25 protein-coding genes are annotated in these 24,483 nt (G+C 38.8%); 13 read left to right on the top strand and 12 right to left on the bottom strand.

All coding sequences use genetic code 11. The annotated features are described in order from the left end of the window. The first annotated feature begins 65 nt into the window (after positions 1-65). Complete coding sequence (gene fadE, locus ACNKW3_RS00630) at positions 66-2,531, top strand: acyl-CoA dehydrogenase FadE (protein ID WP_427397347.1); 2,466 nt, start codon at positions 66-68, stop codon at positions 2,529-2,531. A 29-nt stretch (positions 2,532-2,560) separates the two neighbouring features. On the opposite strand, the gene add is transcribed toward fadE, so the two are convergent. After that, positions 2,561-3,565 (bottom strand): adenosine deaminase, encoded by a 1,005-nt coding sequence (gene add, locus ACNKW3_RS00635; RefSeq protein WP_427397348.1) that lies wholly within the window; start codon positions 3,563-3,565, stop codon positions 2,561-2,563. 2 nt (positions 3,566-3,567) lie between these two features. Continuing rightward, positions 3,568-4,203 carry a response regulator transcription factor gene (locus ACNKW3_RS00640; RefSeq protein ID WP_427397349.1) on the bottom strand — a complete coding sequence of 212 codons (636 nt, stop codon included), beginning with the start codon at positions 4,201-4,203 and terminating at the stop codon, positions 3,568-3,570. 196 nt (positions 4,204-4,399) lie between these two features. Between ACNKW3_RS00640 and cmoA the strand changes: the two genes are divergently transcribed. The 6 genes from cmoA (at position 4,400) to ACNKW3_RS00670 (ending at position 11,042) form a co-directional block, all read left to right on the top strand. After that, on the top strand, positions 4,400-5,146 hold the full coding sequence (gene cmoA, locus ACNKW3_RS00645) for a carboxy-S-adenosyl-L-methionine synthase CmoA (RefSeq protein WP_427397350.1): 747 nt from the start codon (positions 4,400-4,402) through the stop codon (positions 5,144-5,146). A gap of 25 nt (positions 5,147-5,171) precedes the next feature. Further along, entirely contained in the window at positions 5,172-6,146 is a 975-nt protein-coding gene (gene cmoB, locus ACNKW3_RS00650) for a tRNA 5-methoxyuridine(34)/uridine 5-oxyacetic acid(34) synthase CmoB (protein WP_427397351.1), read from the top strand. A gap of 121 nt (positions 6,147-6,267) precedes the next feature. Continuing rightward, positions 6,268-7,179 carry a kinase gene (locus ACNKW3_RS00655; RefSeq protein ID WP_427397352.1) on the top strand — a complete coding sequence of 304 codons (912 nt, stop codon included), beginning with the start codon at positions 6,268-6,270 and terminating at the stop codon, positions 7,177-7,179. After that, the gene (locus ACNKW3_RS00660) at positions 7,164-8,021 is read left to right on the top strand and encodes an HAD-IIB family hydrolase (RefSeq protein WP_427397353.1); all 858 of its coding nucleotides are present in this window, start codon (positions 7,164-7,166) and stop codon (positions 8,019-8,021) included. Before ACNKW3_RS00655 ends, ACNKW3_RS00660 begins: the two co-directional genes overlap by 16 nt. After that, positions 8,022-9,248 (top strand): glycosyl transferase, encoded by a 1,227-nt coding sequence (locus ACNKW3_RS00665; RefSeq protein WP_427397354.1) that lies wholly within the window; start codon positions 8,022-8,024, stop codon positions 9,246-9,248. A 3-nt stretch (positions 9,249-9,251) separates the two neighbouring features. Then, positions 9,252-11,042: a sugar phosphorylase gene (locus ACNKW3_RS00670; protein ID WP_427397355.1), complete on the top strand. Its 1,791-nt coding sequence runs from the start codon at positions 9,252-9,254 to the stop codon at positions 11,040-11,042. Between the two features lie 11 nt (positions 11,043-11,053). Here ACNKW3_RS00670 and ACNKW3_RS00675 read toward each other — a convergent pair whose 3' ends face one another. Continuing rightward, on the bottom strand, positions 11,054-11,848 hold the full coding sequence (locus tag ACNKW3_RS00675; protein WP_427397356.1) for a DUF2189 domain-containing protein: 795 nt from the start codon (positions 11,846-11,848) through the stop codon (positions 11,054-11,056). 138 nt (positions 11,849-11,986) lie between these two features. Further along, positions 11,987-12,517: a hypothetical protein gene (locus ACNKW3_RS00680; protein ID WP_427397357.1), complete on the bottom strand. Its 531-nt coding sequence runs from the start codon at positions 12,515-12,517 to the stop codon at positions 11,987-11,989. 158 nt (positions 12,518-12,675) lie between these two features. On the opposite strand from ACNKW3_RS00680, the gene ACNKW3_RS00685 reads away from it, so the two are divergent. From ACNKW3_RS00685 to ACNKW3_RS00710, 6 genes are all read left to right on the top strand, one after another. After that, complete coding sequence (locus ACNKW3_RS00685) at positions 12,676-13,899, top strand: pyridoxal phosphate-dependent aminotransferase (protein ID WP_427397358.1); 1,224 nt, start codon at positions 12,676-12,678, stop codon at positions 13,897-13,899. Then, positions 13,899-14,498 carry a 5'-deoxynucleotidase gene (gene yfbR, locus ACNKW3_RS00690; RefSeq protein ID WP_427397359.1) on the top strand — a complete coding sequence of 200 codons (600 nt, stop codon included), beginning with the start codon at positions 13,899-13,901 and terminating at the stop codon, positions 14,496-14,498. The genes ACNKW3_RS00685 and yfbR overlap by 1 nt, the downstream gene beginning before the upstream one ends. Before the next feature lie 9 nt (positions 14,499-14,507). Then, positions 14,508-15,824: an anti-phage deoxyguanosine triphosphatase gene (locus ACNKW3_RS00695; RefSeq protein WP_427397360.1), complete on the top strand. Its 1,317-nt coding sequence runs from the start codon at positions 14,508-14,510 to the stop codon at positions 15,822-15,824. Between the two features lie 54 nt (positions 15,825-15,878). Beyond that, positions 15,879-16,898 carry a protein-methionine-sulfoxide reductase catalytic subunit MsrP gene (gene msrP / locus ACNKW3_RS00700; RefSeq protein WP_427397361.1) on the top strand — a complete coding sequence of 340 codons (1,020 nt, stop codon included), beginning with the start codon at positions 15,879-15,881 and terminating at the stop codon, positions 16,896-16,898. After that, entirely contained in the window at positions 16,898-17,527 is a 630-nt protein-coding gene (locus tag ACNKW3_RS00705) for a protein-methionine-sulfoxide reductase heme-binding subunit MsrQ (RefSeq protein ID WP_427397362.1), read from the top strand. Before msrP ends, ACNKW3_RS00705 begins: the two co-directional genes overlap by 1 nt. A 68-nt stretch (positions 17,528-17,595) precedes the next feature. Further along, positions 17,596-17,949, top strand: a complete 354-nt coding sequence (locus tag ACNKW3_RS00710) for a hypothetical protein (protein WP_427397363.1) — start codon at positions 17,596-17,598, stop codon at positions 17,947-17,949. Here the strand turns inward: ACNKW3_RS00710 and ACNKW3_RS00715 are convergent. From ACNKW3_RS00715 to acpP, 8 genes are all read right to left on the bottom strand, one after another. Next, the gene (locus ACNKW3_RS00715; protein WP_427397364.1) at positions 17,946-18,542 is read right to left on the bottom strand and encodes a pyridoxamine 5'-phosphate oxidase family protein; all 597 of its coding nucleotides are present in this window, start codon (positions 18,540-18,542) and stop codon (positions 17,946-17,948) included. The genes ACNKW3_RS00710 and ACNKW3_RS00715 overlap by 4 nt on opposite strands. Beyond that, the gene (locus ACNKW3_RS00720; protein WP_427397365.1) at positions 18,539-19,312 is read right to left on the bottom strand and encodes a TatD family hydrolase; all 774 of its coding nucleotides are present in this window, start codon (positions 19,310-19,312) and stop codon (positions 18,539-18,541) included. The genes ACNKW3_RS00715 and ACNKW3_RS00720 overlap by 4 nt, the downstream gene beginning before the upstream one ends. 43 nt (positions 19,313-19,355) lie before the next feature. Then, positions 19,356-20,276, bottom strand: a complete 921-nt coding sequence (locus ACNKW3_RS00725; protein WP_427397366.1) for an AAA family ATPase — start codon at positions 20,274-20,276, stop codon at positions 19,356-19,358. A gap of 1 nt (position 20,277) precedes the next feature. Continuing rightward, positions 20,278-20,895 (bottom strand): dTMP kinase, encoded by a 618-nt coding sequence (gene tmk / locus ACNKW3_RS00730; protein WP_427397367.1) that lies wholly within the window; start codon positions 20,893-20,895, stop codon positions 20,278-20,280. After that, a complete protein-coding gene (gene mltG, locus ACNKW3_RS00735; protein ID WP_427397368.1) occupies positions 20,895-21,920 on the bottom strand; it encodes an endolytic transglycosylase MltG in 1,026 nt (341 codons plus the stop codon). The genes tmk and mltG overlap by 1 nt, the downstream gene beginning before the upstream one ends. Continuing rightward, positions 21,921-22,742 (bottom strand): aminodeoxychorismate lyase, encoded by an 822-nt coding sequence (gene pabC / locus ACNKW3_RS00740; protein ID WP_427397369.1) that lies wholly within the window; start codon positions 22,740-22,742, stop codon positions 21,921-21,923. 16 nt (positions 22,743-22,758) lie between these two features. Further along, on the bottom strand, positions 22,759-24,003 hold the full coding sequence (gene fabF / locus ACNKW3_RS00745) for a beta-ketoacyl-ACP synthase II (RefSeq protein ID WP_427397370.1): 1,245 nt from the start codon (positions 24,001-24,003) through the stop codon (positions 22,759-22,761). 86 nt (positions 24,004-24,089) lie between these two features. Next, the gene (gene acpP, locus ACNKW3_RS00750; protein WP_427397371.1) at positions 24,090-24,329 is read right to left on the bottom strand and encodes an acyl carrier protein; all 240 of its coding nucleotides are present in this window, start codon (positions 24,327-24,329) and stop codon (positions 24,090-24,092) included. Between the last annotated feature and the right edge of the window lie 154 nt (positions 24,330-24,483).

A 24,483-nucleotide genomic window follows, 5' to 3' on the forward strand; every position in this document is an offset into this window, starting at 1 on the left:
CTATACTTGAATTTTTACTAGAATCGTTTTATGTTTACGCATCTGGTCTGACCTTTGGAGTCATTATGTCCGAATTATTTTGGGTACTTTTTATTTTATTAACTATTGGCGTTGTTACTTATCAACGTTATGCTTTGCAATCTTCAGTCGCAATAGTCGGCGTTGCATTATTTATCGCTACTCTATTTGGCGATCTTGGCATCTTCAGCTGGATCCTGTTTTTAGCGGTTTCAGTTCCCCTACTTTACGAACCCATTCGTAAAGACATCATTTCAAAACGATTGCTCGCTTTCTATAAAAAAGTTTCTCCTGAAATGTCATCTACAGAACAAGAAGCAATAGACGCTGGCACCGTTTGGTGGGATGGTGAACTATTCAGTGGGAAACCCGATTGGCAACAATTGCATGGGGTTGCAAAACCGAAATTAAGCGCAGAAGAAAAAGCCTTTTTAGAAGGTCCCTGTGAAGAAGTTTGTTCAATGGTCAATGAATGGCAGATTAATCACGTCGACGCCGATTTGCCGGAAGAAATTTGGGAATATGTGAAAAAACACAAATTCTTCGCCATGATTATTGAAAAGAAATATGGCGGTTTAGCGTTTTCTGCCTATGCACAGCGCTGTGTACTACAGAAATTAGCCGGTGTAAGCGCCGTTTTATCAAGTACTGTTGGCGTGCCTAATTCATTAGGTCCTGGAGAATTGCTACAACATTACGGCACTAAAGAGCAACAAGACTATTATTTACCCCGCTTAGCTGAAGGTAAAGAGGTTCCCTGTTTTGCATTAACCAGCCCAGAAGCTGGTTCAGACGCTGGTGCCATTCCTGATAAAGGCGTTATTTGTAAAGGCACATTCGACGGTGAAGAAGTGATAGGCATGTCACTAACTTTCAATAAGCGCTACATTACCCTAGCTCCTGTTGCGACTGTTGTTGGCTTAGCGTTTAAGCTGTTCGACCCAGAAGGCTTATTAGGCGATAAAAAAGATCTCGGCATTACTTGTGCTCTAATTCCAAGAGATACCAAAGGACTAGAAATTGGTCGCCGTCACTTTCCTTTGAACACACCATTTCAAAACGGTCCCTTAAAAGGTGAAAATATTTTTGTACCTTTGAGTTATATCATTGGTGGCGAGAAAATGGCAGGCAAAGGCTGGCGAATGCTAATGGAATGCTTGTCAGTTGGTCGCTGCATCACCCTTCCGTCTTCAGCCGCAGGCGGCGTTAAGCAGTTGGCTTTGGCAACTGGTGCATATTCGCGTATCAGAAGACAGTTCCGTTTACCCATAGGGCAAATGGAAGGCGTAGAAGAAATGCTTGCTAAAATTGGTGGCAATGCCTACATGATGGACGCAGTTACCTCTTTATCCACCGCTGGTGTGGATTTAGGACAAAAGCCGTCGGTGATTAGTGCAATTTGTAAATATCACTTAACCGAAAAAATGCGTGATTGCGTGAACGCTTCTATGGACGTGCACGGCGGCAAAGGCATATGTCTAGGTCCTAATAACTATCTTGGCCGAGCTTATCAAGGCACACCTATTTCCATTACTGTGGAAGGTGCAAACATACTAACTCGGAATATGATGATATTTGGCCAAGGTGCTATGCGCTGTCACCCTTATGTATTAAGTGAAATTAAGGCCGCAGCACTAGAAGACAAAAACGATCAATTATCATCTTTCGATAAAGCGGTTTGGGGTCATATTGGCTTTGCCGTTAGTAATACTGTGCGGTCGCTATGGTTTAGTTTAACTGGCAATCGTTTTAGTCGAGCGCCTTTCAATGACGAAACGGCTAAATATTACCGAGCATTGCAAGGCTATTCTGCAAACCTTGCGTTGATGACTGATATTTCAATGGGCGCTTTAGGTGGTAGTCTAAAACGCAGAGAGCGTTTATCCGCTCGATTAGGTGATGTGTTAAGTCACTTGTATCTTACCTCAGCAACGCTAAAACGCTTTGATGAAGAAGGTAGATTACACGAAGATTTACCTATGCTGCGCTGGGCAATGCAAGACAGTTTACATAAAATTGATATTGCAATAGATGACTTTATTCGCAACTTCCCAGTGGCCGGCATCCGATTTGTTTTACGCGCCATCGTTATGCCGTTTGGCAAACGATACGATAAACCTAGCGACGACGTGGAACACGAAATAGCGCATATTTTGCAGACGCCATCTAGCGCTAGAGATCGCTTAGGTTACGGCCAATACTTTGGTAATTTATTCGGTGATTTAGAATCCACGCTACGCAATGTAATAGCAGTGGAACCAATATTCGACAAAGTATGTAAGTCGCTTGGTGAAAAATTGCCAATGACTGAATTGGATAAACTAGCAGACAAGGCTTTGGCCGCAAATCTTATTTCAGATGAAGATGCTCAGTTATTAAAAGACACTGAAGCTGGACGTCTTAGAACGATAAATGTCGATGATTTTGATGACAAAGAGTTGATTGCGGCAACTAGCGCGAAAGCAAAACCTAAAAGAGCAAGTACGCGCAAGAAATCCGAAAAAGCAGCTTAGCTAAGATAAACAATTGGATAAAAGCCGAATTATAAATTTCTTAATTCGGCTTTTTTTATAAGTTCGATTTTTTCTTGTGATGAAATATATGCTTGGGCTAAGGCATTTTTTTGTAATTGCGTTAGTTGATTTTCAGATAAACCCAAGGTAGTTTTCGCAAGTTCAAATTCACTTGTCAATGTCACATTAGACACCCCAGGATCATCTGTGTGCAAACTGACTTCAATACCTGCTGATAAAAATTCTTTTACTGGGTGAGTAGCAATATCAATCCAGGTTCCAGTTTGATAATTAGAGGTAATGCAAGACTCAATGCCAATCTGATTTTCTGCCAGATATCCCATCAGTTTTTTATCTTGAATGGCTTTTACCCCGTGCCCTATTCTACTTGCCCCTAATAACTTAATTGCATCCCAAACGCTTTCAGGACCAGCGGCTTCTCCGGCATGAATAGTTGCTTTCAAGCCTTTGTCATGGACTCTCTTGAAATGTGATTGGAATAAGTTTGCAGGAAATCCCGCTTCATCACCGGCCAGATCGACAGCAACAAAATGCTGTGCTGAATCTAAAATCGCATCAAGCTCTTTATTACAATTTTCTACACCGAAGGTGCGGCTTAAAATTCCGATTAAATTTACTTTTACATCAAATTTATGCGTAGCATCTCGTACGCCAGCAATTACCTGTTCAATCACTTCGTGCATATTTAAATGATGGGGTTGAGCCATATAAAAGGGAGAAAATCTGAGTTCGACATAATCTAAGCCCTCAGAATATGCATCCTCTACGTTTTCCCAAGCTATGCGATAACAATTTTTAGGGGATTGTAAAATTGAAATGCCATAATCTAATTTTTTAAGAAATGCCAATAGATCACTGGTTTTATCTTCAATATAAACGAGCTTTTCTATTTGTTCGGGGGAATATTTGGCAAAAGCAGTCCCTTGCTCTTTCGCGAGTTCTAATATTGTGGACGGCCTGACGTTGCCATCAAGGTGACGGTGTAACTCTATTCGGGGTAAATAGGCATTCAAGATCAATCCAATTGAAGCTTTTCAATAGCGACTAAAATTTGTGTTCGCGATTTCACATTTAAGCGCTTAAATATCATGCTGATATGTGCTTTAATTGTTGCTTCAGTAACGTTCAGTTGATCCGCGATTTGCTTATTCATCATCCCCTGCTTGATATATCTAAGCACTTGAAATTGCTTAGGTGTAAGTTCTCTCACCATTTGTGCAACTTTCATAGTGTTGTTATCAACATCAACTAATTTCGATTGAATTTCATCGGGAATCCACTTTTCACCGTCTAAGACTGTTTTTACTGCAACGATTAAATCTGATGTTGGAGTTGTTTTAGGAATAAAGGCATCTGCACCAAATTCCAACACCTGCGAAATAACATCGATTGAATCAGAAGCCGATACAACAGCCACTGGTAAATTAGGATAACTTTCTTTAATTCTTAAAAGACCGTAATAATTTTCACATCCCGGCATATTCAAATCCAATAAAACAAGATTGAGTCTTCTGTTATTACGGATTACACTTAGCGTAGACGAAAACGAGTCAGATTCGAGGTAAACAACACGATCGAATTCAGTCTGAAGTGCGGCTTTTAATGCTTCTCTATAAAGGGGATGATCATCTGCAATTAAAAATTTAAGCATAATGACTACTTCTTCCTATTGTCCATGCTGAAATTCCAACTCGTCAGGAACTTATCAGCCCAAAATTCAGCGTTTTTTATTGTTATAATAGTATTAAATTTTATTCCCGACGATTTGATTGTAATCAGTTTAGCTTTACTATGAAAGTAGCTTTTAGTTTGGAATTACTAAAAATCTAAATTTTAAGAAAATTTTTATGAAAAACATAGGTAAAAACCCCGAAAAAGATCAGCTTTTTGCTGCTCAACGCGAAAATATCGCACCATTTAGCTTTGATCAAAACGTTGCTGACGTTTTTCCCGATATGATCAATAGGTCTGTTCCAGGATACCAAAAGATAATTTCAACCATTCCTGAAATTATAGCTTCCCATTTGAAAAACACATCGATAATTTACGATATTGGATGCTCATTGGGAGCAACCTCTTTGGCCATTGCAAAAAGATTTAATCAATCATCAATACAAATTAAAGCATTAGATTATTCAGAAGCTATGGTTGAACGCTGTAAAAAGAATATTTCTGCTTGGAATTTTAATCATCATATTGAAGTCATTTATGCTGATGTAACAAAAGTTACAATAGCGCCCTGTGATGCAATAATCATGAATTTTACTTTGCAATTTATCTCTCCAAATTTACGTCAAGATGTGATCGACAAATTATATAGCGCTTTAAATCCGGGAGGTATACTAGTCGTAAGTGAAAAACTTTCGTTCAAGGATACTTTAGTAAACAACAAGCTAATAGAAATTCATCATGAATTTAAACGTCAAAATGGTTATTCTGATCTAGAAATAAGCCAAAAGCGCACAGCTCTTGAAAATGTAATGATTACAGATAATCAAGATGGTCATTACGCACGCTTCAAGCAGGCAGGATTTTCTCATTATGCAAGCTGGTACCAAAATTTAAATTTTGCATCCATGTTTGCAATAAAATAAACATAAAAAAGGCTGACGAATTACTGTGAATTTTGATCAATGGACAACTGATTTTTATAAAGCAATTTTAAATACGCCTTTGCAAAAACATTTAGCAGCTTTTGTTGAATTAGCTCAAGAATGGCAGTCGGCGACGCATCACGACAAACAAAAAGTTTGGCAAAAACAAATTTTAAAACTCCCTTCTTCTATACCTTTTAAAACTGAAATTGGAAATACCATTCAGATTGGCGATGAAGAAACTTTGACCGTCAATGAAAAGAAAAAGATCAGCGCTATATTGCAGCAATTTATGCCATGGCGAAAAGGACCATTTAACTTTTTTGGTGTTCAAATAGACACGGAATGGCGCTCAGATTGGAAATGGCAAAGAGTCTTGCCACATATTCAATCATTGGCAAACAAGCGTGTCCTTGATGTTGGTTGTGGGAGTGGTTACCACCTTTGGCGTATGCATCAAGAGCAAGCAGAACAAGTCATAGGAATAGACCCAACCACTTTATTTTTCTACCAATTTCATTGTGTAAAGCGTTACCTACCAAATGCCAACGTACATTTTTTGCCATTAGGAATAGAACAGTTACCCGCTACCAAAGCATTTGATACCCTTTTTTCTATGGGCGTGCTGTATCACCGATTAGATCCTCTGCTATTTTTAAAACAACTTAAGCAGCAGTTAGTCAAAGGGGGCGAGCTAGTATTAGAGACCTTAGTTATTGCAGGTGATGACCAGACGGTTCTACTGCCAAGTGACAGATATGCGCAAATGGGCAATGTGTATTTCATTCCAAGTAGTTTAGCTATGATAAAGTGGTTACAGAAAGTTGGTTTTTCCAATGTCAGGCTAGTAGATGAAAATGATACTACTATCGAAGAACAACGAACGACTGAATGGATGCCAAACCATTCGCTAATAGACTTTTTAGATCCTCAAGATCATAAGAAAACCATTGAGGGTTATCCAGCGCCAAGAAGAGCCACTTTTATTGCGACAGCCTAATTATGTTGTCCGTTTGAATTGTGAATTGGATTTCTGGCACGATATCTGTAGTTGTTAACCTAAAAAGACAAAACAATAGCTTGAAATAGTTGTATATGAAGCCGCAAGAGGTAAAAGCTGAATGCAGCAAGATGAGCAAGATTCAATATTGGCGCAGTTTAAAGAGCAGTTTACGTCAGAACACAAACTTACTAACAGTTACTGGCAAAGCGCACTAAAATGGTTCAAACCACTCGCTGATGACATTATTTCGCACCATAAAAAGGCGAAAAGACCACTATTTGTGGGCGTAAATGGTGCTCAAGGTTCGGGAAAATCAACATTAACTGATTTTCTCGTTGGCTATTTCAATCAAGTCCAAAAAGTATCAAGCGTTGGCTTTTCCATCGACGATTTTTATTTCAGTAAAGAGATACGCGCTGCCTTAAGTGAACAAGTTCACCCTCTGCTTCACACTCGCGGAGTACCAGGAACTCATAATGCAGTAATGTTAAATAAAGTATTAAATAAACTAGCCTTAGGGCAAAGTTGCATCATACCCAAATTTGATAAAGCGAATGACGATTTATATCCAGAAGAAGATTGGACGCCAATAGAAGAACCTAAAGATATTATTGTATTTGAAGGATGGTGTGTGGGTAGTAAATCCGCCGAAAATGATACCTTATCTGTTGCCGTCAATCCGCTCGAAACTGAACATGATCCTGACGGTAGTTGGCGTGGCTATGTGAATCAACAACTGTTACAAAAGTACGAGCCTATTTTTGCACGGCTCGATTTACTCGTAATGTTAAAAGCACCTAGTTTTAATACCGTGTACTCGTGGCGTTTAGAACAAGAGCACAAGCTCAAACAAAAATTAGCGGCTTCTGGTATTACAGGCAACATTGGTATGACGGATGAAGAAATAAAAACCTTTATCCAGTATTACCAACGTATCACTGAGCATAATTTACATTATTTACCGGCTGATTGTGATTATGTGTTTTCGCTGGATGAGAAAAGAAGTATTACTCAATGTATAAAAAAATAACAAAAAATAAAATCCCACTAATATTTACAGATATGGATGGGACACTACTCGATCATTTTAGTTATTCGTTTGACGCCGCTAAACCTTGTATTAGTGCTTTACAGTCTTTGAATATCCCTATTATTCCAAACACCAGTAAAACGTCTAGTGAAGTGAAACAGTTGATGACGGAGATAGGTTTAAAAGGGCCTTTAATAGTAGAAAATGGCGCAGCCGTACTCATGCCAATTGACTTTTTACCCAAAAAACCCAAAGGCGCTGTCTGGGAAGGTGGACACTGGGTTAAGAGCTTTGCCAACAAACGGCAACATTTTAAAGCTATGATAGACAAATTAAGTAAAGAGTTTGATGGCGAATTTGAAACCTTTTCATCTATGTCTATCAATCGTATCATGGAAGTTACCGGATTAAGCCAAGAAAATGCGACCTTGGCATCAACGCGTGAATTTGGTGAGCCTGTTAATTGGTTAGGCAGTGAGGAGCGAAGAGAAGAATTTATCAATCGGCTCAATGCAATGGGCGCAAAACCTGTATTAGGAGGAAGGTTTCTCCATATCTGCGGAAATTGTAGCAAAGGAAGAGCGTTGAAATGGTTAACCAGCGAATATCAACGCCAGTTTCCAGAAACAAAAGTAACAAGCGTAGCATTAGGAGATGGCCCCAACGATATTGCAATGCTAGAAGTTGCTGATTACGCCGTAATTGTCGCGTCGCCAGTGAATCCGCCGCCTATATTACAAAGAACAAATAGAACAATAAACACACAACATCATGGTCCAGAAGGCTGGACTGAAGCACTTGAATATTTAATTCCAAGGCTTGTTGAAAAAGAGGAAAGCTAAATGGCTGATTTTTACCAAAATGGTATTGTAACTACACTGCATAATTTGGAATCTCGCGGTATTGATGATTTAGAACATGAATTAGTGAAATTTTCGAAACACCGCCCTCTCGGTCTAATTCTCCCTTCTCTTTTTTCTGAATTAGAAGGTGATGCATTACCTTCAATTATTAAACAAATAAAAGACGTCCCCTATTTAAATCAGATTGTAATAGGCTTAGACAGAGCCGATGAAAGCCAATATAAACACGCACTTAAATTTTTCGGCGAATTGCAACAACCGCACAGAGTACTTTGGAACGATGGTCCTCGATTAAAAGCTCTTGACGAAGAACTTCAACATTTGGGCGTTGCACCGACGGAAATGGGTAAAGGACGAAACGTTTGGTATTGTATGGGCTACGTATTAGCAGCAGGTAAAGTAGAAAGTGTTGCTTTGCATGACTGTGACATAGTTACTTATGATAGATCACTACTGGCTAGGCTTATCTATCCAGTAGCAAATCCGCAGTTTAACTACGAGTTTTGCAAAGGGTTTTACGCGCGAATTGCCGACGGCAAGATTAACGGTAGAGTCTCCCGTTTATTAGTTACACCTCTGCTTAGAGCGCTTAAAAATACCGTTGGAAACAGTGATTATTTAGAGTTTATGGACAGTTTCCGTTACCCTCTGGCAGGTGAATTTTCGTTCCGAAAAGATGTATTAAACGATATTCGAATTCCAAGTGATTGGGGATTAGAAATTGGCGTATTGTCTGAAATGCACAGAAATTATTCTCATAATCGCCTGTGTCAGGCAGACATAGCGCATATCTATGATCATAAACATCAAGATTTGTCGTTGAATAATGATCAAGGTGGTTTATCAAAGATGTCAATTGACATTACCAAAGCTTTGTTTAGAAAATTAGCGACTCAGGGCACTATATTTACCACAGAAACCTTTAGAAGTATTAAGGCCGCCTATTTTAGAATTGCTTTAGATTTTATCGAAACCTATCACAACGACGCTGTAATGAATGGACTATCTGTAGATATTCATTCAGAAGAAAAAGCAGTAGAAATGTTTGCACAGAATATAATGAAAGCGGGCACAAGCTTTCTAGAAAATCCTATGGAAACGCCTTTTATACCAAGTTGGAACCGCGTAATCAGTGCTAAACCTGATGTACTGTCCTGCTTGAAGGAGGCCGTTGAATTAGACGTGGAAGAATTTTCGGGAAGCTAATACATGCAAGAAGAATTTGACAACCTTGTTGATAAAATCGTTCGACATTTAGAGTTTATCTACGCTGAAGTAGAGCTCGAAAAAGACTACCTGACAGTGGCTAAAGAACTGTTAGATGCCATGCGTTTGACCCCGGTTAACATGCAAACCCCTACCCCACATAGTAACTTGTGGGATGAAAAAGATGTGGTGTTAATCACATACGGTGACAGCGTATATGAACCCGCTCCAGAATTGGTAGAGGCTCCTTTACGGCCACCTCTGAAAACGCTTTCATCGTTTTTACATAAATATTGTATTAACGCTATCAGTCATGTTCATGTGTTGCCCTTTTTTCCCTACAGTTCAGATGATGGATTTTCGGTAATTGATTATTCAACGGTGAATCAAGGTTTAGGAGATTGGTCACATATTGAGAGTATATCTTCTGACTTTGGTTTAATGGCTGACCTTGTTATCAATCATTGTTCGTCAAGAAGCGCTTGGTTTCAGCAGTTTATTAATGATCAACCGCCAGGTAACAAGTACTTTTATACCGCGTCTCCTGATGAAGATTTATCCATGGTGACTCGACCTAGAACCTCTCCTTTATTAAGAGAAACTAAAACTCCTGACGATGTAAAACACGTGTGGTGTACCTTCAGTCATGACCAGGTCGATTTCGACTTTTCAAATCCAGACGTGTTAGTGGCTTTCGCGAAAATTATTCGCCTCTATATGGACAAGGGTACCAAGATATTTAGATTCGATGCTATCGCCTTTCTTTGGAAAAAACTGAATACCAGTTGTATTAACTTACCAGAGACACATGAAGCAGTACGTTTATTACGCACACTCATCGAATATGCTGATAATAAAGTATTGATCATTACTGAAACGAACATCCCCAACAGAGAAAATCTGACCTATTTCGGTAATGCCAACGAAGCCCATGGTATATACAACTTCTCTTTACCGCCTTTATTGGTAAACACACTTTTAACCGGCAACTGTACCTATCTTAAAAATTGGATGATGAGTATGCCGCCGGCTCAAAACGGTACCTTCTATTTCAACTTTATTGCGTCTCATGATGGAATAGGACTGCGCCCCGCAGAAGGCTTATTAGATGAAAGTGAAATTCGACAACTCACTGACTGCGTTTTAGATTTTGGCGGAAAAATTTCGTGGCGTACCTTGCCTGATGGCACGCAAAAACCTTATGAAATGAACATAGCACTCATTGATGCCCTGAAAGGTACGATTCATGGTGAAGATGAATGGCAATTGGAGCGATTTATTTGTGCTCACGCTATAATGTTCGGTTTAGAAGGTATTCCGGGTCTATACATCCATAGTTTACTTGGCACCACCAATGATTACGAGCGTGTTTCTAATACAGGCCAGAATCGAGGTATTAATCGCCATAGATGGGAATATCCACTACTAAAAAGTGCCCTTGATAATGTGAATACCATTCATCACAGAGTGTTAACTAAACTCACTCAATTATTGCATTTACGTCGTGCTCAACGAGCTTTCCATCCGAATGCAATTCAATTTACTTTGCAACTAGGTGAAAAGGTCTTTGGATATTGGCGTCAGTCGTTGGATAGAAAACAAAGTATTTTCTGTATTTCGAATATCACTACTGAAGAAATTGCGATTAACCTTTCAGACATTAACCTTATTGGCACAGATGATTGGATAGACCTTATTACCCAAGAAACGGTTTCAGTTGATCAAGTTTGTTTAAACCTACAACCGTACCAGACTATGTGGATATCCAACGTATTTGAGAAAAAGAGCGCATAAGCGCTCTTTTTTCATTCAAATTTTCTTTCTCTCTTGGTTTCTATGGTATCTATATAACCATGCCAAGAAGCGTAACCAATAATTGGCATTATGACTAAAAACGCCACAAAGTAAGTCACAAAGCCCAACAGAACCGAAAAGGATATGACTAAAGCCCAAACAAACATGGGTAACTTATTTTGCCAAACCGCGTTCATACTGGTTAATATCGCAGTAGCGATATCCACTTTTCTCTCAAGAAGAATCGGCTGTGTAAATGCGCTGATAAAAAATACCACTGTAGTGAAGGCTATACCTACTAATGTTCCAACAATGAGAAATGGCCATAGGTTAGCGAGGTTCGGATCTAGATAGCTTGGATAGAGCGCATGAATAATAGACGCAACTCTCAACCAAAATATCATCAGAATCATTAATATTAAGCCAAAGCCCCACTCGTTAACCGCATTACGTGACATTGCTTTTAACGAATGGCGAAAACTTGGCTTTTTACCTTTTTCAAATTGCCAAGATACATCGTACAAACCGGCAGCCAAATATGGGCCAATTAACATAAAGCACACCATGGCAGGAAAGATAACTAGATACCAAGCTGTACTTTTTACAAGAAAATAGATAGACAGTGGTAACAGGGTGAAAATTAAACCGTAGGCTAAACTAATCATCTTAGCATTTATAAAATCGTTGATCGCTAAGGATATCCACTTAAAACAACTTAAGGTGTCCAGTTCTTTACTCGGGATAACGCGAGCTATATTACTTTGAGTAATCGCATTTTCGCTGGCGTGTTCAATTTTTTCTGACATTGCATTCCCCTTTTAAAATTGCTCATAGAAACCACATAAAAAGAAAAAACACGTATTCTTCTATCTAATACTAGGAAACAGATTAAAAGAGGTCAAAATTTGCACATAGTTTAACAACAAATTTTTTGACAGAAATTATTACCTAAGCGGATAGTCAGCAGGTAACCAAGAGATTCTTTCGTCATAATGTTTGTTTAAAAATGTATTCAATTCGCTAAAACTTGTTATATCAATGCAGATACCGGCTATCATTTCCGCTACAAATCGGTGGCAGTTTTGACGAATAAGGTGGTAATCAAATAAACTGTATAAATGGGATTGCGCACGATTTGAAGCCGTCGTATTTGCTAATGCTACCCCATAATCGTTGCAAGCAACATAAATAGTCGAGCCTGTTCTGTTATCCAAAAAGCGACTAGGACTAATGCACCTGACTAAGCCATTACCATTGAGTTCGTAAATATTACCGTCGACCCATATACCGGTGTGATCTAATACCCCGTAAACCCCGCAGCAAACCACTGAACCATCGGCGGGTTCAACTTTATCCGACTGGTCTCCTGGCATTCCTTTTACAATATTCTTTTGTTTTAAATAGGCAATATTTGCCTTGTCTGAGGCATAAAGACCTAAAACAGCGGCTCCAAGCCAAATCAAGGGGGCTGGCATAAAACTCTCCAAGCAAATAACTTAGTACAATGACTATATCAAATAAAAATATATCAAATCTTAAAAAAGTGTTTCAAAACCTGTCATCTATCCCTTAACAGGATGCCACTTATAGATTACTCTTAGCCCACAATTTTCATTTTTAGTTCAGAATCTCAATGCGCGAAATAAAACAGTCGAAAAAATTACACAATGTTGACTACGATATCCGAGGGCCAATTTTAGAGCAGGCCAACAAAATGGAAGAAGCCGGAGAGCGCATTTTAAAACTCAATATAGGAAACCCTGCCCCCTTTGGTTTTGAAGCGCCAGATGACATATTAAAAGATGTGATTCATCAGTTACCTACTGCCCAAGGCTATTGTGAGTCCCAAGGCATTTACAGTGCTCGAGTAGCGGTAATGCAGTATTACCAACAACGAGGTATTACCAACATCAATATAGACGATGTATTTTTAGGCAATGGTGTCAGTGAGCTTATAACAATGTCTATGCAGGCCTTGTTAAATCAGGGTGATCAGGTGCTAATTCCAAGCCCAGACTATCCGCTTTGGACAGCTTCAGTTAATTTGTCATCCGGACAAGCGGTTCATTATCGTTGTGACGAATCGTCTGACTGGTTTCCAGACCTTGATGACATTAAAAAGAAAATCACCCCCCAAACTAAAGCCATTGTTTTAATTAACCCTAACAATCCAACAGGTGCAGTTTACAGCAAAGAACTCTTACTTGATGTTGCGGAAATAGCCAGACAAAACGATCTCATCATATTTAGTGACGAGATTTACGACAAGATACTCTACGATGGCGTTCAACATCATAGCATTGCCGCCCTCGCTCAAGACCTATTCTGCGTTACCATGGGCGGTCTATCAAAGAATTATCGCGTTGCTGGATTTAGATCCGGATGGATGCTGGTGAGTGGTAATAAAAAAATCGCCAAAGACTACATTGAAGGTCTCACCTTTTTATCCAGCATGCGCCTTTGTGCTAACGTACCGAGTCAACATGCCATTCAAACCGCACTTGGCGGCTATCAAAGTATCAATGACTTGGTTAAACCTGAAGGACGCTTATGCAGACAGCGTGATGTCGCTTGGGAAGGCTTAAATGCCATTGATGGTATCAGTTGTGTTAAACCCAAAGGTGCCCTCTATTGTTTTGCCAAAGTTGATACTGATAAGTTTTCAGTAGAAAACGATGAAGCATTAATCCTTGAGATTTTGCGTGACCAGAAAATTCTTCTGATGCATGGTAGCGCCTTCAATTTACGAGAAGGCTGCTATTTTAGACTGGTATTTTTACCCCACGAATATGTACTTATACCGGCTTTAGAGCAAATTAAATCATTTTTTGACCACTATAGAGGAACTTCAAAATAATGAAATCCAGTCCGTTTTTAGCTTGGATTTTACGTATGCCCTTGATCAAACGTTGGGCATTAATGCACGCAGTAAAACGCGAGAATGTAGCTGAACACAGTCACCAAGTTGCTGTTATAGCGCATTTACTCGCGGTGATAAGAAATACCTATTGCAATGGTGATTTAAATCCGGAAAGAGCGGCAACTATTGCACTTTATCACGAGGTTTCAGAGACCAAGTTGCAGGATATAAATCACGTCACTAAATATCACAACCCAGATCTGACCAGAGAATTTAAAAAAATTGAAGAAATGGCAGAAAAGGAATGTCTGGAAACCCTTCCCTCAGAGTTGCAAGACGTTTTTAGCGGTTTGTTAGTGCAAAAAAATGTAGACGCTGAATATAAGCAGATAGTAAAAGCCGCCGATTTAATTTCTGCGTATTTAAAAGCCTGTGACGAATTAAACTTTCAGAACAATGAATTTAGTCAAGTAAAACCCAGACTTCAAAAGATGATTGAAGATTTTAAAAATGACATGCCGGAAATAGAAATTTTTATGCGGCTATTCGCTGAAAAGTGTTTTGCTAACGTCGATCAATTGTCGGAAACTCACTAGGTTTAATACATGGATGCATGGCAAGCAAGGAAATTAGTAAGAAGTAAACAACAAGATGGCGATATTCGTACCCCATTCCAACGAGATAAAGCCAGAATTATGCATGCAGCTTCGTTTCGAAGACTGCAAGCAAAAACACAGGTTGTGGGTGTTGGCATAAGCGACTTCTATAGAACTCGCTTGACCCATTCCCTAGAAACTGCGCAAATTGGAACAGGCATAGTTGCCCATTTGCGAACCGTACAATCTGAATTATCAAATCAGCTAAATTTAGATGAATACCTGATCGAAACCATTTGTTTAGCTCACGACATTGGACATCCGCCTTTTGGTCATGGCGGAGAGGTCGCATTGCATTATATGATGTCAGAAAATGGCGGTTTTGAAGGCAATGGGCAAACGTTTAGAATTTTAACTACGCTGGAGTCATACTCAGAAGATGATGGCATGAATCTCGCCAGCCGCTCACTGCTAGGCGTATTAAAATATCCTCAATACCTCGATAACTTAATGCAGGATATACAATATCCGGATAAACCCGCACGATTTGCCAAGGTAAATACTGAACAATGGATTCCCCCCAAAGGCATCTTTAGATGCGATCAATTAGCTTTTGATTGGGTATTATCGCCCCTAAGCAGTGACGATAAAAATACATTTATGTCAACTGCAAAAAACGCGAACAATATCCCTAAAACACAATTTAAGTCGGTAGATTGTTCAATCATGGAGCTTGCTGATGATATTGCTTATGCAATTCATGACCTAGAAGATGCTGTAGTCATGTCGTTAATTGACCAAATGAAATACCACAACGAAGTGACCAATCAATTAAAAACCCTGGATATTCCCCTTTTCAATCAACATGCAGCAGAGATTGAAAACAAAATATTCAGCGGCAAAACTTATCCATTAAAAAGTGCCATAGGTGCCCTTGTTAACTTGTTCATCACCGCTATTAGACTCAAAACATTAAATAGGTTTAATGAGCCTCTTTTGAACCATAACGCGTATTTACCTGACAACTATGCATTGGCTTTGAATATATTCAAACACTTCGTATTTAAGCATGTGATTCGAAAACCTGAAATTCAGATTCTAGAATTCAAAGGCCAGCAAATGATTATGGAAATGTTTGAAGTGTTTGCCAATGAACCTACCCGTCTATTACCAGAAAATACTGCAAGACGGTGGCAACTAGCCGATGGAAGCCATATGCAAATGCGAGTGATTGCAGATTATATTTCAGGCATGACAGATGAATACGCTAATCGCGTTTACGCCAATTTATTTTTGCCAAAATCACATAGAATAACAGATAGATGATTTGAAATTTTAATCTCAATTGGCGGTTCTATTATTAAAAAGGGGTAAACATCCATGCTAATAAAAACCAAAAAACCACATGAGATTTCCGAGCATTACGTCACTGATGAATCTTTGGTGACCCAAGAGAACGTTTGGCAAGAACGACGAAGTTTGCTAAAAAAATTAGGTTATATGGGTGCTATGACTGCTCTAGCGACTAGCGCGCATGCTGGCCCGTTTGATTGGTTTAAAAAAGAAGCTAAAGAAGTATTTAAGCGTCGCCCATTAGCCTCAAAAAACACCTTAACCAGCAAAGACAAATTAACTGAAGAATTAGTTGCTACTGCCTACAATAACTTTTATGAATTTGGTACTGATAAATCAGATCCTGTCACTCATTCCCAATCATTTCAAGTTGATCCTTGGCAGATTAAAATTGATGGGTTAGTTGAAAAGCCTATTACTTTAAACTACGAAGATATTTTTAATTTATTCCCACTCGAAGAGCGCATATACAGACTGAGATGCGTTGAAACCTGGTCCATGGTAATTCCTTGGATAGGTTTTCCATTAGCAGCCTTACTGAAAAAAGTTAAACCACTTAGCAGTGCTAAATATGTGGCATTTGAAACCTTACATTCGCCAAGCCAAATGCGCGGACAGCGGAATCGATTTCTTGGCGGCGGCATTGATTACCCTTATGTTGAAGGTTTAAGAATTGATGAAGCAATGCATGATTTAACCTTGCTAAGTGTAGGATTATACGGTCAAACTTTACCGCCACAAAATGGCGCACCTATTCGTTTAGTTGTCCCATGGAAATATGGATTTAAAAGCATTAAGTCCATAGTAAAAATAAAATTAACGGATAAGCAACCCCCAACCACATGGAATATATTGGCATCCAATGAATATGGATTCTATGCCAATGTAAATCCAAACGTTGCTCATCCAAGATGGAGTCAAGCTCGAGAAAGACGAATTTTAGGCACAGGTCTAAATGATCAAAAACGCATAGATACTCAACTTTTCAATGGATACACAGAGGTAGCTGAGTTGTATAAAGATATGGATCTTCGAAAATATTACTAATGATCAAAGCGAAGCGTTTAAAACCAATTAGAATTGCCAATTTTTGGATTAGCCTTACTCGGTATTGCATTCATGGAATAAGCCTCATTTGGTTAATCTACGCCTATTACAGTGCATTAACTGGAAGGGTAAATGGCGATCCAGTGGAGTTCTTAACTAACTTCAGTGGTATTGGCACCCTTAATCTGTTGTTGCTAACCTTAATTGTGTCCCCCCTTGCCCGCACATTAAAATTTGGACAACTGGTAATTTTACGTAAAACCTTAGGCGTTTATGCCGCTATTTACGCACTTTTTCATTTTTATATCTACATAGCTTATGAATTGGAATTTGAATGGTTATTGATCGCAAACGAAATTATTGAACGACCTTATATTACAGTGGGTTTCGTCTCTCTTTTGCTTTTATCTGCACTTTTGATCACATCGTTTACTTTTTTAAAAAGAAAAATGGGAACCCGCTGGCAAAAATTGCATAACTGGATTTATGTGGCCTGCATCCTTGGCTGCGTGCATTTTTTATGGTCTGTAAAGTCAGATATCAGTGAACCTATCATCTACAGTTTTCTATTTTTAATTCTCTTACTAACAGAACACCGTCGACAAAAATTTAAAAAATTATTGAAATAATACTTGCATGTTTATTTATACAGTATTACTGTATATTAAAACAGCATGTATAACTAACCAGGTGCTCTATGACTTTTTTAAATAACTTACATACTACCAATAGTTTCCAAGCAGAGAATGCAGTTCCTTTGTATAACGCTGTTAAAAGTGTAAGTTCAAGCAAAAAGGGTTGGTGGTGTAACCTATCTGAATCTATAAAGCTTACTACGCAATATCCTTATTTATTAAAAGTTAAACGTCGAAACCTCTCCCAGTATGCGACGATTTGTGCGCTTTTGAAGCAAGGTACTTGTGATAAGATTTTTTTTGACTGTGATTTAGACAACCAGCAAGCAGAGTTTTTAGGTAAATTACAAAAGCAAAGCGGCACCCAACTCATTCATGCTAAATTGGCAATGCAATTTAACAGAGCAATCGCTTAAGCTATTACTCTGGAACTTGTCCAATTAGCGTCATCAAATCGATAAAAAATTCGAGTATGAGGCTGGGTTTTTAAATCTAGATAGTCTACAAAAACTGGACAAAGTCTCAGTACTGCAAAGTTAGCAGGAATAACATTGTAGTCGACATCAGGATTTGTCAGCTTTTCATTAGAAGCTTTGTCATCAAATGGAATGCCTGGTGTATGCGAATAAAAAGGCGTTTTAGCAGTATCCGATAGTTTTTCCCACATTTGCCTGACTAGGTCCAGTTGATCCAAGTTTTCAACGGACAAAATTTCAGCGCTAACAGATATACGAAATTGTTCTCTAGTTTTTGTAAAATACCATGCAACTTGAGCATTTGCTGAATGTGTAAGTTCGGATACTTTTGAACTGCGAAGGTCGGTTACCACAAACAAGTTATTGCTATGCTCTTCAAAGCCTCTAAACACCACTGTTCGTAATTGCGGAAGTCCAATTGCACTTACCGTAGCCAGTTGAAAATAGTTGGCTTCTTTTATGTTTTCACTTACACGCAGGCTGCGCTCAAGTGCTTGTCTCCATCTTGGAATACTTACTGTTTCTGCGGTCATATTCTGGGCACTCTTGAAAATAATCGATAGAAATTTTCTTTTGTGGCATTAGCTACTTCATCCACACTAATTCCACGAAGGTCCGCTATAAATTCAGCTACCCGAACAACGTATTGAGGCTCATTCTTCTTACCGCGATGAGGCGCAGGTGCTAACCAAGGGCTATCAGTTTCAATTAATAGCCTATCAAGGGGAATTTGTTTTACAGTTTGTTGCAAATCCTTCGCTGAATTAAAGGTTACAATGCCGGAAATGCTAATGTATAGCCCCATCTTTAGCGCTTTTTGAGCCATATCAAGAGATTCGGTAAAACAATGCAACACTGCACCTGTTTTTGTATCGTAATGATCAGACAAAATTTGTAGCGTATCGTCTTGGGCTGCTCTAGTGTGAATGATCAATGGTTTGTTAACTTGATTCGCTACTTTGATGTGATCAATAAAAGATTGCTGCTGTACTAACTTTGTTTCTTCGCTGTAGTGGTAATCCAATCCAGTTTCCCCAACCGCAATTACATCATCACGGCTTGCATGGGATAACAAGGTGTCATAGTCACAAGCGTCCTCTTGATGCAAAGGATGCACACCACAAGACATAGACACATTATTAAAGTTTGATACTGCCTCTCGCATTTTTTCGAATTCACGAACAGAAACCGCGACGCATAACATATGCTCGACTTTGTTTAACCTTGCGCGCTCGATAATGGCTTCAATGTCTTTTACTTCATCGCTTATTCGATCTAAATGACAGTGTGAATCAACAAACACTCATAAACTCCTTGGGGGATTGATTGACTTGAGGATGTATTTATTACAATACAAAGGATAAGTTAGATTTAAAAGACCCCATCAAATAACTTATTAACAATTGTTTATTGGTGCCTGTTTGTTTAAGTTTTTGTTTAGCTACATTCAATTCTGTTTCTATCCATTGGGCTATTGAACGAGCGTTTTGCGAAGTCTGAGGTTGTTTAATAGATTCTATTTGTTTTTCTAACAGTAATGCGAACAACCAATCTACTACCTGACTAGGGTATTCCTTATATTTTTTTGCCAATTCATCAGTCGAAAGCGCGTTATCCTTTATGGCATTTAAATCTTCCATAAAACCTTGAAAACTGGGCTCTTTATTCACCTTAGCATTAAGATATTTTAACGGCGAATTGCCATAGGCTTTCAATTCGAGTTCGCTTGGCGCCGCTTCTGATTGGGAACTAATATAATTTACACTTTGCGCATAATCAGGCATTGCAATAACATGCTTTTCGCAGCGACTTTTGATGGTCGGTAAAAGAAGATGAGCAGCCTGAGAAGTCATAATTAAAAACGTATTGTTAGTTGGCTCTTCTAGGGTTTTTAAAAAGGCATTGGCCGCGGCCTCGGTCATCAGATCTATATTGGGAACCAGGACCACTTTATTACCGCTTAACTGCGCAGTATTGTTGATTTTTTCTATGGCAGATCGCACCAAATCGACGCCGATTTGTGTTTTGTCACTGACAATTAAATGAAAATCCGGATGAGATTCTGCAGCGATTAAATTGCAACCTTTACAGCTTCCACAAGGTCTTGGACCATCATTAATACATAATAAAGCATGGGCCAGCTCAAACGCCAATTCATCTATGCCCACACCACTTTCTCCATGCAGTAAAATAGCATGATGTAATTTGTGTGAATGAATTCTTTTTTCTAACTCATTAAATTTACTGATTAACCATGGATATAGCATTTTAATCAATCCATCTTGCCAGTGTGGCTACAACATCAGAATGTACTTTTTGCATTTCTTGTTCAGCATTTATCAGCTGTGAATTTTCTATAGTATTGAGCTGATTTTGGTATTCTTGGCGTGCTCTTTGAAAAAACGCCATTCCAGATTGTTCAATTCTATCTAATTCGCCTCTACCTCTTGCTCTAGTTAACCCTACTTCAGGAGAAACATCCAAATATAAGGTAAAGTCTGGATTAAAATTGCCTAGCGTTAAATTTTTCAATTGATGTAAATAATCTAATGGGATTTGTCGACCTCCACCTTGATACGCCAATGTGGAAAGATTATGACGGTCACCAATTACCCAAGTCCCTTGTTCTAAGGCAGGTTTAATCACATTTTCAACTAGCTGGCAACGCGCAGCGTACATGAGTAACAGTTCGGTTTTTTCATTCACTTTTTCTGACCAGTTATGTTTAACGCAATCCCGTATGGCTTCAGCCATAGGGGTTCCCCCAGGCTCTCTGGTCTGAATACAATTTAAACCCCTTTGTTGTAGAAAATTGGATATAGTGGCAATAACGCTGGATTTACCTGCACCTTCTAAGCCTTCAACAACAATAAACTTCCCTTGCATTAATTCCCCTTGTTTAATTGATATTGTCTAACAGCTTGCTCGTGTTCTGCTAAGGTTTCTGAAAATTGATGTGTTCCATCACCTTTGGAGACAAAATAGATATAATCTGTTATTTCAGGGTTCAATGCGGCCACAATTGACGCTCTTGATGGCATTGCTATTGGCGTAATAGGTAACCCTTTAATTCTGTATGTGTTATAAGGTGTAGTGGTACGCAAATGCTTTCTTGTGATATTACCGTCAAAAGCATCTCCTATGCCGTAAATAACGGTAGGATCCGTCTGTAAACGCATGTTAGATTCAAGTCTATTAGTGAACACACCTGCTATTACCCCTCTTTCACTAGCTACGGCTGTTTCTTTTTCAATTATCGAAGCTAAAATCAAACCCTCATAAACCGTAGTGATAGGAATATCAGGAAATCTCTGTTGCCAAGCATCTTCTAAAAACACAGCCATACTTTGATGTGCTCTTTGCACTATACTAGTGGCTGAATCTTGATAAGAATATTGATAAGTATCGGGTAACAAACAACCCTCTAACGATAAATGAGGGTTCTCGCAAAAAGCTTGTAATTCTAATGATTGATATAAATTTTCAAGCGCAGGTAAATCATTCTTTAATGAAGATACATTACTGATTTGTTGATACCACTGTTTAAGTGTCAGCCCTTCTACCAAAGTGATATAGAATTTTTCCGTATCACCTTTGTTTAATTTATCGAGTAATTGGTAAATGCTTAAACCTTGATCAAATTGGTAATATCCTTTTTTCACACTCGCTTTTTCTGGATTCAGTTTTAACCAAATCTTAAACAAAAGCAGATTGAAATCATCTTCACTAGCGACAGGTAGACTTGCCACTATAGTTGTCACAGTGTCGCCAGAATCTACCTTTAATTGCATATTTTCAGCTAAGGCAAATTCAAGTTGCTGGTGAGCTTTTTGGTAAACAAAAATGCCGCCTAATAATGCTATTAGGCAAATAACCAACAAAGAAATGACTACTAGCTTTAGTTTGGTCACTTATTCCACCAAGGTTTTTAGAATGAGACTTCTAATTTTATGACAAGGTTCTACATTCAACGAGTATACGCTATTTGAAGCAACTATTTGAGACACAACCTGTACTATATTTACCGCGTTAGTTAAAAACATGGATTGGACTGCGATTAATTCTGATTCATAGTGAATAGATTCTGCCACACTAATCCCCGCTGCTTGCAAACAACCCAGCACATAGTTACGCATAACCCCTTCAACACCTTGTTTATCTAACTTTGGCGTATACCATTGATTATCAATTTGATAGAAAACATTTGAGGCTGTAGCTTCGATTAAATGGGATGAATAATTAAACATCAATAAATCATCTAGCCCTTTACTTGTTCCCACAAGCTCATTTTTAGCCAGAATCTGTTCTAGTCTATTGTTGTGTTTTATTCCTGCCAATAAGGGTTGTTCGGCTAAACGTGTTTGCGCAAAGCCTAGTATAACTTCAACCTCTCTAACTGAAGTGGCATAACTATAAATGTAAACTTGTGGCTGTGTAATGTCTGGTACTTGATAGCCCCTACCACCTTGCCCCCTGGAGATAACTACTTTAATTATCGCCGAAGCCCCCCCCTGGGAAGCGGCTGACTCAATGTTAGACTTAATTTCATCCCAGTTATTCACTGGAATAAATAAACGTAGACAAGCATCTTGAAGCCTTTTTAGGTGTGCTTGTAACAATAAAGGTTTGTGATTGTTAGAAAGTATGGTGGTGAAGCAGCCATCGCCGTAAAAAAATGAGCGATCCTGGCTGCTTATATTGTCAGGTAGAATGAAGACCTGAGCTTTAGACATTTTGTTTTAACCAAATTTAATCAGGTTGACGTTTAAACAATAATGAACCATTTGTGCCGCCAAAGCCAAAAGAATTACATAACGCATATTCTCCTGACATGTTCGCCGCTTTATGTGGTACAAAATCTAGGTCACAACCTTCACCTGGATTATCTAAATTAATGGTGGGTGGAGCAATTTGGTCACGCAATGCTAAGATAGTAAATATTGCTTCTACTGAGCCAGCTGCACCCAATAAATGACCTGTCATAGATTTGGTTGAGCTTACTTTTAATTTACTAGCATGTTGTTCAAATATGCTTTTAACTGCCGCAACTTCGGCAATATCACCAGCAGGAGTAGAAGTACCGTGTGCATTTATGTATACGATGTCTTGTTTATCTACTTTAGCATCATTAATAGCGTTTAACATGGCAGCTGCTGCACCTTCACCGTCTTCAGGAGGTGAAGTCATGTGATATGCGTCACCGCTCATTCCAAAGCCAACTAATTCAGCGTATATAGTAGCGCCCCTTGCTTTTGCGGCCTCGTATTCTTCAAGCATTACAACGCCTGCGCCTTCTCCCATTACAAAGCCATCGCGATCTTTATCCCATGGCCGGCTGGCTTGTTGTGGTGAATCATTGCGAGTAGATAATGCACGAGCAGAACCAAATCCAGCTACGGCTAATGGTGTAATGCTTGATTCAGCTCCGCCAGCTAACATAGCGTCAGCATCACCATAAGCGATTGTACGTGCGGCAATACCAATATTATGTACACCTGTGGTACAGGCAGTAACAACGTTTAAATTTGGACCTTTAAGTCCCGTCATAATCGACAAGAAGCCCGAAATCATGTTTGTAATAGTGGAAGGTACAAAAAATGGAGATACGCGCTTAGGACCGCTATTTAGTAATTTGGTGTGATTTTCTTCGATTAAAGTCAAACCACCAATGCCAGATCCTATAGTTACGCCTACTCGTCCCGCATTTTGTGCGGTTATTTCTAACCCTGAATCTTCTAGCGCCTGCATTCCCGCGGCAATTCCTAATTGGATAAATCTATCCATTTTTTTGGTTTCTTTTTTAGGAATGTATTGTTCAACATTAAAATCGTCTACTTGCCCTGCAAATTTGGTGTTGTAGCCTTCAGTGTCAAATCTTGTTATCAGATCTATGCCACTTTTTCCTTGCAATATCCCTTGCCAAGTCGAGTCAACAGTATTGCCCAATGGGGATATAAGTCCTAAGCCAGTAACCACTACGCGACGTTTCGTCACTTTAGCCTCCAGAAATACGAAAATTTAATTGAAGTAGGATAAACTAAAAAACGGCTCGTATAGAGCCGTTTTTTTTAATAGATTGATTACGCGTCTTGGTTAGCGTTGATGTAGTCAATAGCTGATTGAACAGTAGTGATTTTCTCTGCTTCTTCATCAGGAATTTCAGTATCGAACTCTTCTTCCAACGCCATTACTAATTCGACGGTGTCTAAAGAATCAGCACCTAAATCATCAACGAACGAGGCTTCAGATTTAACTTCGTCTTCTTTTACGCCTAATTGTTCAACGATGATCTTTTTTACGCGTTCTTCGATATTACTCATAATTACAGGTTTCCTTAACATACCTTATTTTTAAAATTATCGTGTGTAGTTTATTTTGCTAATCCCAGCCTTGCAAGTCTAACGCTAAATTAAACCGGTGGTCAAACCACAATATAAGACAAAAAGCGCAAAATTACACCAATTTGTTGCTATT

The sequence above is a fragment of the Glaciecola sp. 1036 genome, from assembly GCF_050306235.1.
In the GTDB taxonomy this organism is placed as follows: Bacteria; Pseudomonadota; Gammaproteobacteria; order Enterobacterales; family Alteromonadaceae; genus Glaciecola.